10 protein-coding genes are annotated in these 11,352 nt (G+C 68.6%); 8 read left to right on the forward strand and 2 right to left on the reverse strand.

Annotated elements, in window-relative coordinates:
• From GA0115259_RS12330 to GA0115259_RS12365, 8 genes are all read left to right on the forward strand, one after another.
• A partial coding sequence (locus tag GA0115259_RS12330; RefSeq protein WP_237539947.1) for an ABC transporter substrate-binding protein occupies nt 1-1,116 on the forward strand: 1,116 nt, incomplete at its 5' end.
• Between the two features lie 81 nt (nt 1,117-1,197).
• A complete protein-coding gene (locus GA0115259_RS12335) occupies nt 1,198-2,364 on the forward strand; it encodes an ABC transporter ATP-binding protein (protein ID WP_093595135.1) in 1,167 nt (388 codons plus the stop codon).
• Nucleotides 2,361-3,311 (forward strand): ABC transporter permease, encoded by a 951-nt coding sequence (locus GA0115259_RS12340; RefSeq protein WP_093595138.1) that lies wholly within the window; start codon nt 2,361-2,363, stop codon nt 3,309-3,311. The genes GA0115259_RS12335 and GA0115259_RS12340 overlap by 4 nt, the downstream gene beginning before the upstream one ends.
• Complete coding sequence (locus GA0115259_RS12345; protein ID WP_237539948.1) at nt 3,311-4,126, forward strand: ABC transporter permease; 816 nt, start codon at nt 3,311-3,313, stop codon at nt 4,124-4,126. Before GA0115259_RS12340 ends, GA0115259_RS12345 begins: the two co-directional genes overlap by 1 nt.
• A gap of 45 nt (nt 4,127-4,171) precedes the next feature.
• Nucleotides 4,172-5,668 (forward strand): NAD(P)/FAD-dependent oxidoreductase, encoded by a 1,497-nt coding sequence (locus GA0115259_RS12350; RefSeq protein ID WP_093595141.1) that lies wholly within the window; start codon nt 4,172-4,174, stop codon nt 5,666-5,668.
• Nucleotides 5,669-5,909: 241 nt separating this feature from the next.
• Nucleotides 5,910-6,404, forward strand: coding sequence for an HPP family protein (locus GA0115259_RS12355; RefSeq protein WP_141716538.1), 495 nt, complete (start codon nt 5,910-5,912; stop codon nt 6,402-6,404).
• Between the two features lie 155 nt (nt 6,405-6,559).
• On the forward strand, nt 6,560-7,129 hold the full coding sequence (locus GA0115259_RS12360; RefSeq protein ID WP_345941011.1) for a hypothetical protein: 570 nt from the start codon (nt 6,560-6,562) through the stop codon (nt 7,127-7,129).
• Nucleotides 7,130-7,233: 104 nt separating this feature from the next.
• Nucleotides 7,234-9,060 carry a chitinase gene (locus tag GA0115259_RS12365; RefSeq protein ID WP_093595147.1) on the forward strand — a complete coding sequence of 609 codons (1,827 nt, stop codon included), beginning with the start codon at nt 7,234-7,236 and terminating at the stop codon, nt 9,058-9,060.
• Here GA0115259_RS12365 and GA0115259_RS12370 read toward each other — a convergent pair.
• Complete coding sequence (locus GA0115259_RS12370) at nt 9,014-9,907, reverse strand: phosphatase PAP2 family protein (protein WP_093595150.1); 894 nt, start codon at nt 9,905-9,907, stop codon at nt 9,014-9,016. The genes GA0115259_RS12365 and GA0115259_RS12370 overlap by 47 nt on opposite strands.
• Before the next feature lie 152 nt (nt 9,908-10,059).
• Nucleotides 10,060-11,352 (reverse strand): 4-aminobutyrate--2-oxoglutarate transaminase (gene gabT, locus GA0115259_RS12375; RefSeq protein ID WP_093595159.1); only part of this gene is annotated, 1,293 nt, incomplete at its 5' end.

Genomic DNA, 11,352 nt, shown 5'->3' on the forward strand with positions numbered 1-11,352 from the left:
GGCGGGCTCGCCGGTCTGAGCGGCTGCGGGATCCCGCCCGCGAAGCGCGAGGGCGACGGCCCGGCGTCCACCGACCACTCGGCGACGGAGAAGCGGATCGTCTTCTCCAACTGGACCGAGTACATGGACGTCAGCGAGGACGAGAAGCACTACCCCACGCTGGAGGCGTTCACCGAACGCACCGGGATCACGGTCAAGTACACCGCGGACATCAACGACAACGTCGAGTTCTTCGGCAAGATCCGGCCGCAGCTCGCGGCCGGCCAGGACACCGGCCGTGACCTCATATGCGTCACCGACTGGCTGGCCGCCCGGATCATCCGGCTCGGCTGGGCGCAGAAGCTCGATCCGTCGAACCTGCCGCACGCGTACGCCAATCTCTCCCAGCAGTTCCGCTCGCCCGACTGGGATCCGGGCCGCGCCTACAGCTATCCGTGGACCGGAATCCCCACCGTCATCGCCTACAACTCCAAGGCGACCGGCGGACGGAAGATCGACTCGGTCTCCCAGCTCCTGGACGATCCGCAGCTCAAGGGCCGGGTCGCCTTTCTCTCCGAGATGCGCGACACCGTCGGGATGACTCTGCTGGACCTCGGCAAGGATCCTGGGAGCTTCACCGACGACGACTTCGACGCGGCGATCGCCCGGCTCCAGAAGGCCGTCGACAAGAAGCAGATCCGCCGCTTCACCGGCAACGACTACACCGCGGACCTCGACAAGGGCGATATCGCCGCCTGTGTCGCCTGGGCGGGCGACATCGTCCAGCTCCAGAGCGACAACCCGGACGTCAAGTTCGCGATCCCGGAGACCGGTTACATCATCTCCAGCGATAATCTGCTGGTCCCGGCCAAGGCACGGCACAAGACCAACGCCGAGCGGCTCATCGACCACTACTACCAGCCGCCGATCGCCGCCCAGCTCGCCGCGTACATCAACTACGTCTGCCCGGTCGACGGAGTACGCGCCGAACTCACCAAGATCGACAAGTCGATGGCCGACAACACGCTGATCCTCCCGGACGCGGCGATGGCCGCCTCCTCGCACGCCTTCCGCTCGCTGAGCAGCAAGGAAGAGACGGCGTACGAGGAGAAGTTCGCCAAGCTCATCGGCGCCTAGGCCATGTCGGCCTAGCCCATCGGCGCGCAGCTCCGCGTCGGCCGCCCGCCCGTCCACCTCTCATCCCCGGGACCGTTACCCATGACAGAGACCGCATCCACCAGCCGGGGCGGCGGCGACGTCCGCCTCACCGGGATCAGCAAGACATACGGCTCCTTCCACGCCGTCAAGCCGCTCGACCTGACCGTCCCCGAGGGCTCCTTCTTCGCCCTCCTCGGCGCGTCGGGCTGCGGCAAGACCACCACGCTGCGGATGATCGCCGGTCTGGAGGAACCGACCACCGGCACGGTCTTCCTCGGGGACACGGATGTCACAGAACTGCCGCCCTACAAGCGCCCGGTCAACACCGTCTTCCAGAGCTACGCGCTCTTCCCGCACCTGGACATCTACGAGAACGTCGCCTTCGGACTGCGCCGCCGCGGGATCAAGTCCGTACGCAAGCAGGTCGGCGAGATGCTCGATCTGGTCCAGCTCGGTGACTACGCCAAGCGCAAGCCGCACCAGCTCTCCGGCGGCCAGCAGCAGCGGGTCGCCGTCGCCCGCGCGCTGATCAACCACCCGCGGGTCCTGCTGCTCGACGAGCCGCTCGGTGCCCTGGACCTCAAGCTGCGCCGGCAGATGCAGCTCGAACTCAAGCGCATCCAGACCGAGGTCGGTATCACCTTCATCCATGTCACCCACGACCAGGAGGAGGCCATGACCATGGCCGACACGGTCGCGGTGATGAACGCGGGCCAGGTCGAGCAGCTCGGCAGCCCGGCCGATCTCTACGAGAACCCGGACACCACCTTCGTCGCCAACTTCCTCGGCACCTCCAATCTCATCGAGGCCGAGGTCGCCGAGATCAGCGGCGGCGATGTGGTGGTCACGGCGGGCGGCGCCAAGCTGCGGCTGCCCGCGGACCGCTGCTCCGCGCCGACCACGAGCGGCGGCCGGCTGCTCGTCGGCGTACGGCCCGAGAAGATCTCCCTGGCACACGCGGACGACGCCGGGACCGTGCCCGACGGCCGCAACCGGATCACCGGGCGCATCGCCGACTCCAGCTTCATCGGTGTCTCCACGCAGTATGTGATCGACAGCCCGGTCTGTCCCGAATTCGAGGTCTACGCGCAGAACATCGAGCGGGACGGCCGACTCGGCCCCGGCGCCGAGGTCGTACTGCACTGGAACCCGGCGCACAGCTTCGGCCTCGACGCCGCCATGGACATCGACGCGGGCATCGAGACCGTGCCCGAGGAGGCCTCGTGACCACCACGCAGGCCCCGCCCGCCGCGCCCACACCGCCCGTCCCGCCCGCCGACGGCTCCGGTCCGCCGCTGCGCAAGACCTCCACGCGCAAGCGGCTCGTCCCGTACTGGCTGCTGCTGCCCGGCATCCTCTGGCTGCTGGTCTTCTTCGCGCTGCCGATGGTCTACCAGGCCTCGACCTCCGTACAGACCGGCTCCCTGGAGCAGGGCTTCGAGGTCACCTGGCACTTCCAGACCTACTGGGACGCGCTCCAGGAGTACTACCCGCAGTTCGTGCGCTCCCTGCTGTACGCGGGCACCGCCACGGTCCTGTGTCTGCTGCTCGGCTATCCGCTCGCCTATCTCATCGCCTTCAAGGCGGGCCGCTGGCGCAATCTGCTGCTGGTCCTGGTCATCGCGCCGTTCTTCACCAGCTTTCTGATCCGTACGCTCGCCTGGAAGACGATCCTCGCGGACGGCGGCACCGTCGTCGGTCTGCTGGACACCCTGCATGTGCTCGATGTGACGAGCTGGCTCGGCTGGACCGAGGGCAACCGCGTACTGGCCACGCCCATGGCGGTCGTCTGCGGTCTGACGTACAACTTCCTGCCGTTCATGATCCTGCCGCTCTACACCTCGCTGGAGCGTATCGACGGCCGGCTCCACGAGGCGGCTGGCGATCTCTACGCCAGACCGTTCACCACCTTCCGCAAGGTGACCTTCCCGCTCTCCATGCCCGGAGTCGTCTCCGGCACGCTCCTCACCTTCATCCCGGCGAGCGGCGACTACGTCAACGCCGAACTGCTCGGCTCCACCGACACCAAGATGGTCGGCAGCGTCATTCAGACACAGTTCCTGCGGGTCCTCGACTATCCGACGGCCGCCGCGCTCTCCTTCATCCTCATGGCGGTCGTCCTGCTGATGGTCACCGTCTATATCCGCCGAGCAGGGACGGAGGACCTGGTCTGATGGGCGTTCTGACGGACATGACGCGCTGGATCCGGCGCAATCTGGTGGTCCTCGCGGGCCTGCTGACGCTCGGCTACATGATCGTCCCCAACCTTGTGGTGATGGTCTTCTCCTTCAACAAGCCGAACGGGCGCTTCAACTACTCCTGGCAGCGCTTCTCCCTGGACGCCTGGAAGGATCCCTGCGGTGTCGCCGATCTGTGCGGCTCGCTGACTCTCTCGCTCCAGATCGCCGCCTGGGCGACGCTCGGTGCCACCGTGCTCGGCACGATGATCGCCTTCGCGCTGGTGCGCTACCGGTTCCGGGCGCGCGGCTCGATCAACTCGCTGATCTTTCTGCCGATGGCGATGCCCGAGGTCGTGATGGCCGCCTCGCTGCTGACGCTCTTCCTCAACCTCGGCGCGCAGCTCGGCTTCTGGACCGTCCTCATCGCCCACATCATGTTCTGTCTCAGTTTTGTGGTGACGGCCGTCAAGGCACGGGTCATGTCCATGGATCCGCGGCTGGAGGAGGCGGCGCGCGATCTCTACGCGGGGCCCGCGCAGACCTTCGTACGTGTCACCCTGCCGATAGCCGCGCCCGGGATCGCGGCGGGCGCGCTGCTCGCCTTCGCGCTTTCCTTCGACGACTTCATCATCACCAACTTCAACGCCGGCTCGACCGTGACCTTCCCCATGTTCGTCTGGGGTTCGGCACAGCGCGGCACGCCCGTGCAGATCAATGTCATCGGTACGGCGATGTTCGTCGTCGCGGTACTGATGGTGATCGCCGGCCAGCTCGTCAGCAACCGGCGGAGGAAGACCGCCGCCGTGTGACCCCGTGTGACCTCCCGTGATCAGGTTCCGAAGGAGTTGGAAGACATGGCCCCAGGTGCCATGCGTACTGCCCTGACCCGTACCGCCCTGACCTCGCTCTCCGACGCACAGCCGGTGCCGTACTGGCTGGACGATCCCGGCAGGCCCGGAGCGCTGCCCGCCCTCACCGGTGACGAGCACTGCGATCTTCTCGTCGTCGGCGGCGGTTACAGCGGACTGTGGACCGCGCTGCTCGCCAAGGAGCGCGATCCCGGCCGTGATGTCGTACTGATCGAAGGCCACGAGGTGGGCTGGGCCGCCTCGGGCCGCAACGGCGGCTTCTGCTCCGCCTCCCTCACCCATGGCTTCGCCAACGGACTCGCCCGCTGGCCGGGCGAGCTGCACAGACTGGAGGAGCTGGGCGAGCGCAATCTCGACGCCATCGAGGCGACGGTCGCCCGCCACGGGATCGACTGCGCCTTCGAGCGCACCGGCGAGATCGATGTGGCCACCGAGCCGTACCAGCTCGACGATCTGCGCGCGCTGTACGAGGAGGCGACCGCGCTCGGCTTCACCGGGCTCGAACTGCTGGACAGGGACGCGATGCGGGCCGAGGTCGACTCGCCGACGTTTCTCGGCGGGCTGTGGGACCGGCGCGGAGTCGCCATGCTTCATCCGGCGAAGCTCGCCTGGGGACTCAAGCAGGCGTGTCTGGACCTGGGCGTACGGATCTACGAGAACACCCGTGGGCTGGAGCTGGCGCGTGTCAGACGGCGTACGGGAGCGGCTGGGGCTGGGGCTGGGGCTGCGAGGGCTGCAGGAGGCGGTGCGGCCGGGGCCGGGATGGCCGTTCGTACGCCGTACGGCCGGGTCTTCGCGCGGCGCGTCGCGCTCGGCACCAATGTCTTCCCGTCGCTGGTCAGACGCGTCCGTCCGTACACCGTCCCGGTCTACGACTACGCCCTGATGACCGAGCCGCTGACGGACGAACAGCTCAGCGCGATCGGCTGGAAGAACCGTCAGGGACTCGGCGACAGCGCCAATCAGTTCCACTACTTCCGGATCACTCCCGACCACCGCATCCTCTGGGGCGGCTATGACGCGGTCTATCCGTACGGCGGGCGGCTCAGCGCCGAGCTCGACCACCGTCCGGAGACCTATCGCAAGCTCGCCACCCACTTCTTCGAGTGCTTCCCGCAGTTGGCGGGCCTGCGCTTCAGCCATGCCTGGGGCGGTGCGATCGACACCTGCTCGCGCTTCGCGGCCTTCTTCGGCACGGCGTACGACGGTCAGGTCGCGTACGCGGCCGGATACACCGGTCTCGGTGTCGGCGCGACCAGGTTCGGCGGTGAGGTGATGCTCGATCTGCTGGCGGGCGAGCGCACCGAGCGTACGGAGCTGGAGATGGTACGGAGCAAGCCGCTGCCGTTCCCGCCCGAGCCGGTCGCCTGGGCCGGGATCGGCCTCACCAAGTGGTCCCTGGCGCGCGCGGACGCACGTGGCGGCCGGCGCAACGCCTGGCTGCGCACGATGGACAGGCTCGGACTGGGCTTCGATAGTTAGGGCCTCTCGGCTGGACGTTTCTCGCGCATTGATCGACGGCGTCGATCAAGCAATCGAAAAGCCGACTTGGACGGGCGGCGGCAGGCGACGCCAGGATCTCGGGTGTGATCCCCGTCTTCACGGACGACGAGCCGCCGTGGCCAGGAAGCGGGGACGGTTCTGGAGTTCCCGTGCTGATTCCGCGCGCCCTGGAGGCGCTGTGCTGCTGGACGCCTTCCCTCCGGGCAAGAGCGTCGCGTTCATGAGGTTCATCCGGGATGGCGAAGGCAGAAAAGTCCCGGCCCGTCCGGCGAGGGCCGTGTCGGCGGCCGTCACCACATCGCTCGGGCTGGCTGTCCTGGTGGCCGTCGGGACGCTCACACACCAGACGGTGCTGATACCGCCGCTCGCGGCCACGACGGCGATCATCACCGCGACGCCCGAGTCGCCGCTCGCGCAGCCTCGCCATGTCATCGGCGGGCACCTGCTGTCCTGCCTCGTCAGCTTCGGCATTCTCGCCCTCGGCTGGCACGGCCCGTGGGCCGCCGCCGTGGCCTGTGGGGCAGCCTGCGGATTCGCGCTCGTGGTCAAGACGGCCCATCCGCCGGCCATGGCGACCGCCGTCATGATCATGCTCACCGGTCCGCCCGCCGGCCGCTTCGTGCCTCTGCTGGTCGTCGGCGCGGTGCTGCTCGTCCTGGTGCAGATGGTCTCCTCCCGTCTGCGGCGAGAGGTCTATCCCACGTCCTGGTGGTGAAAGGAGACCACCGGCCGCGGACACGTCCTGGGTTTCATCCGTGTGAGTCAGATCACTGACAAGTAGTCGTCCGAACCCGCGTCATCCACCGGCGCCATCCGTGTCTCGCCTCCTATGGACACACTGTCCAACAATACGGATGGGAGGCCGGGCTTATGACTGGCTCGGGGGCACAGAGCGCGGTGGAGTGGCTGGCATCGGTGGCACCGGATCCCGAGGCCTGCCGGTGGGAGTGGGAGCGCAATCCGCTCGGGATCGCTCTCCTGCCCGCCGGCCGGCGCTGGGACGTACTGATCCTTCCCGGTGATCTCGGCTATCCGACACTCGATGTGCTGACCAGGCTCGTCGACCGGCCAGGACCGGTGCTCGCCGACTTCGGCGACTCCCGGATGGGCTTCTTCGTACCGCCGGGAACGGCCGCGCGCTGGCTCGGTACGGGCGTACGCGGCGCCGGTCGCGGCACCTGGATCGTCGTCCCGTATCCGGGGCGGGCGAGCGGCGGGATGCGCTGGCTGATCCCACCGGACGGCGCGGGCACTCTTACCGATCCGTCGCTGCTCGAACTGGCCATGCACGAGGCGGCGGCGGGAATGGCGGGCAGGCCCGGCGGCGCGGCCGACGACGCGAGCGGGTGGGACACCGACGTGAGCCGGTGGGGCATCGAGAGCCGGGGAGACACTGAGGGCCGGAGGGACTCCGAGGGCCCGGAGGACGCCGGGGAGTGAACGGACGGGGCCGCGGTGCTGTCAGAGGTCTTGACCAAACAATTGGTCTGGACCATGCTGTGCGCGCTCCGCCACGTCCATTCCCCCCATGCCCGGAGGCAGTTGTGGAACGCACCAGACGTCCGGCTCTGTATCCCAGACTGGTGGCCGCCCTCGCGGCAGCCGTCCTCACCGCGAGCGGTCTTGTCGCCGCCGCACAGACGGCGAGTGCCGCCGACGCGGACATCGCCCGTAACGGAAACTTCGAGTCCGGCCTCAGCGGCTGGAGTTGTACGGCCGGCAGCGGCGCCGTCGTCTCCACGCCCGTGCACGGCGGCAGCGGCGCGCTCAAGGGCACTCCCGCGGGCAGCGACAACGCCAAGTGCTCCCAGACGGTCGCGGTCCAGCCGAACTCCGCGTACACACTGAGCGCCTGGGTCCAGGGCAGCTATGTCTACCTCGGCGCGTCCGGGACCGGTACGACCGATGTCTCGACCTGGACGGCGTCCGCGCCGGGCTGGCAGCAGCTCACCACCAGCTTCCGCACCGGGCCGTCCACCAGCTCGGTGACCGTCTACACCCACGGCTGGTACGGCACGCCGACGTACTACGCCGACGATCTCACCCTGGTGGGCCCCGGCGGCACTCCCGCCCAGCCTCCGGCCGTCCCCACCGGTCTGCGGGCGGGCACGGTCACCTCCTCCTCCGTGGCACTCTCCTGGTCGCCCGTCACCGGAGCCACCGGCTACACCGTCTACCGGGGCGGCACCAAGGCGCTCGACGTCAGCGGCACCTCGGCGACCGTCACCGGGCTCAGCCCGTCCACGGCGTACAGCTTCCAGGTCGCCGCGACCAACGCCGCCGGCGCGTCGGCCCTCTCACCGGCCGTCAGCGCCACCACATCCGCCTCGGGCGGAGGCGGCGGAAACGGCGGCGGACTGCCCGCCCACGCCCTGGTCGGCTATCTGCACTCCAGCTTCGCCAACGGATCCGGCTACACGCGGATGGCCGATGTGCCCGACTCGTGGGATGTCATCAACCTCGCCTTCGGCGAGCCCACTTCGGTCACCTCCGGCGACATACGGTTCAGCCTCTGCCCGGCCGCCGAATGCCCGAACGTCGAATCCGCGGCCGAGTTCAAGGCCGCCATCAAGGCCAAGCAGGCGGCCGGCAAGAAGGTCCTGATCTCCATCGGCGGCGCCAACGGCCAGGTCCAGCTCGCCACCACCGCCGCCCGTGACACCTTTGTCTCCTCGGTCTCCAGGATCATCGACGAGTACGGTCTGAACGGGCTGGACATCGACTTCGAGGGCCACTCGCTCTCGCTGAACACCGGTGACACCGACTTCCGCAACCCGACCACTCCGGTCATCGTCAATCTGATCTCGGCGATCAAGACGCTCAAGGCCAAGTACGGCGCGGACTTCATTCTGACGATGGCGCCCGAGACCTTCTTCGTACAGCTCGGATACCAGTACTACGGATCCGGTCCCTGGGGCGGCCAGGACCCGCGCGCCGGCGCGTACCTCCCGGTGATCCACGCCCTCCGGGACGATCTCACCCTGCTCCATGTCCAGGACTACAACTCGGGCTCGATCATGGGACTGGACAACCAGTACCACTCCATGGGCGGCGCGGACTTCCATATCGCCATGACCGACATGCTGCTCACCGGCTTCCCGGTGGCCGGTGACACCTCGAAGGTCTTCCCGGCGCTGCGCCCGGAGCAGGTGGCCATCGGCCTGCCGGCCTCGACGCAGGCGGGCAACGGCCACACCTCGCCCGCCGAGGTCAACAAGGCGCTGAACTGTCTGACGAAGAAGACCGACTGCGGTTCCTACCAGACCCATGGCACCTGGCCCGCGCTGCGCGGACTGATGACCTGGTCGATCAACTGGGACCGCTTCAACCAGTGGGAGTTCTCCCGGAACTTCGACGCGTACTTCGGCTGAGCCGGGGCCGCCTCGCGGGTGCTCCGGGCGTGCCGAGTGCGCGGAGCACCCTTCCCAGAACCAGAAGAAGCATTCCGCACAGCGCCAGGCTGCCGAGAACGTCCAGCGGCCAGTGGTAGCCACGCAGTACGAGACCGATGCCCGTCGCCAGGGTGAGCAGGACGGCGACGGGCATCGCCCAGTTCCGCCGGGTGTACGGAGCGAGGAGCAGCGCCGCGCCGCCGTACGCCACCATGGCCGTCGCCGTATGCCCGGACGGGTAGTAGCCGGTCGCGTCGGTGAGCGGTCCCTGCCGGTCGGTCCAGATCTTGAGCGGTACGACCAGCGCGGGCACGGCGGCCATGGCGAGCGCGGCGGCCAGGGCCCGAGCGCGCTGCCCGTGCCACAAGGCGTATCCGAGCGCCGCGGCCAGTACGGGGAGCGCCACCGGCATACCGCCGAGGTCCGCGAGAGATTCCGTCAGAGGTGTGGGCCCTTGGCGGGCGAGCGCCAGGCCGAGCCGTTCATCGGCGTCGCGCAGCGGTCCGCCCGCGGCGGCCTGCCAGGTCAGGAGCGGGAAGAGGACCGCGCAGAGCACAAAGGCCAGGGTCCTGGAAGTTCTGGAGGTCCGGGCGATTCGGGAGAGAAAAGGAGGCCGCCCCGGAACAGGGGGGGGAGTTCCGGGGCGGCCGTCCGTATCGGTGTACCGCACGCCCCGGGGGGTTTGGGGCGGGCGGCCGTCCGATCGGCAAGGAGTTCCAGAGCCTGAATCTCCAGTGGTGTGCGCGAAGGCACGACCAAAGCGGTGCTGGGGATGCTCCGCTCCGGTGTCGCCCGCAGTCCCCTGCGAGCGGGGTGTTTCTCTCATCTGCGGAAACCGTACGACAGGGCGGCGAGGACCGACAGCCGGAAACGGCTCCCGCCATCGCCCTCGCACACCTTCTTCACAGGCCCTCACCGATGCCCCGGCCGGGCTCCTCGGATGCCCGACCGGGCATTTCGGAGGGCGGAGAGCGCCGGTCAGACGGCCGAGAACGCCTGCTCGACGATGTCCAGGCCCTCGTTCAGCAGATCCTCGCCGATCACCAGAGGCGGCAGGAAGCGCAGCACATTGCCGTAAGTGCCACAGGTCAGGACCACCAGTCCTGCCTGATGGCAGGCCTTGGCCAGCGCGGCGGTCGCCTGCGGGTCCGGCTCCTTGGTGGCGCGGTCCTTCACCAGCTCGATCGCGATCATCGCGCCACGGCCGCGGATGTCGCCGATGATGTCGTACTTCTCGCTCAGGGCAAAGAGCCGGCCCTTCATGACGGACTCGATGTGCCGTGCCTTCGAGACGAGGTCCAGCTCCTTCATCGTCTCGATGGCGCCGAGCGCGGCGGCGCAGGCCACCGGGTTGCCGCCGTACGTACCGCCGAGGCCGCCCGCGTGCGCGGCGTCCATGATCTCGGCGCGGCCGGTCACCGCGGCGAGCGGCAGACCGCCCGCGATGCCCTTGGCGGTGGTGATCAGATCCGGGACGACGCCCTCGTCCTCACACGCGAACCACTGGCCGGTACGGCAGAAGCCGGACTGGATCTCGTCCGCCACGAACACGATCCCGTTGTCCTTGGCGAACTTCGCCAACGCCGGGAGGAAGCCCTTGGCGGGCTCGATGAAACCGCCCTCGCCGAGCAGCGGCTCGATGACGATCGCGGCGACGTTGTCGGCCCCGATCTGCTTGCTGATCTGGTCGACGGCCTGGGCGGACGCCTCGGGACCGCAGTTCTCGGGGCCGGTCGGCCAGCGGTAGCCATAGGCGACCGGCACCCGGTAGATCTCCGGCGCGAACGGTCCGAAGCCGTTCTTGTACGGCATGTTCTTCGAGGTCAGCGCCATGGTGAGGTTCGTACGGCCGTGGTAGCCGTGATCGAAGACCACGACCGCCTGACGCCTGGTGTACGAACGGGCGATCTTGACGGCGTTCTCGACGGCCTCCGCGCCCGAGTTGAACAGGGCGGACTTCTTGGCGTGGTCGCCGGGAGTCAGCTCGGCGAGCCGTTCACAGACCTCGACGTACCCCTCGTACGGCGTGACCATGAAACAGGTGTGGGTGAAGTCCGCGAGCTGGGCGGAGGCACGGCGTACGACGGCCTCGGCGCTGGCGCCGACGGAGGTCACGGCGATACCGGAACCGAAGTCGATCAGCCGGTTGCCGTCCACGTCCTCGACGATCCCACCGTCGGCGCGGGCGGCGAAGACGGGCAGCACGGACCCCACACCGCCGGCGACCGCGGCGGTACGGCGGGCCTGCAACTCCCGCGACTTCGGCCCGGG

Origin of the sequence: Streptomyces sp. MnatMP-M17, from assembly GCF_900091995.1 — a bacterium.
Classification (GTDB): Bacteria; Actinomycetota; Actinomycetes; order Streptomycetales; family Streptomycetaceae; genus Streptomyces.

What these genes read in the sequence shown, in the direction of transcription:
- GA0115259_RS12335 (WP_093595135.1), top strand. Translation starts at nt 1,198, where the DNA reads ATGACAGAGACCGCATCCACCAGCCGGGGCGGCGGCGACGTCCGCCTC.
- GA0115259_RS12345 (WP_237539948.1), top strand. Translation starts at nt 3,311, where the DNA reads ATGGGCGTTCTGACGGACATGACGCGCTGGATCCGGCGCAATCTGGTG.
- GA0115259_RS12350 (WP_093595141.1), top strand. Translation starts at nt 4,172, where the DNA reads ATGGCCCCAGGTGCCATGCGTACTGCCCTGACCCGTACCGCCCTGACC.
- GA0115259_RS12355 (WP_141716538.1), top strand. Translation starts at nt 5,910, where the DNA reads ATGAGGTTCATCCGGGATGGCGAAGGCAGAAAAGTCCCGGCCCGTCCG.
- GA0115259_RS12360 (WP_345941011.1), top strand. Translation starts at nt 6,560, where the DNA reads ATGACTGGCTCGGGGGCACAGAGCGCGGTGGAGTGGCTGGCATCGGTG.
- GA0115259_RS12370 (WP_093595150.1), bottom strand. Translation starts at nt 9,907, where the DNA reads ATGAGAGAAACACCCCGCTCGCAGGGGACTGCGGGCGACACCGGAGCG.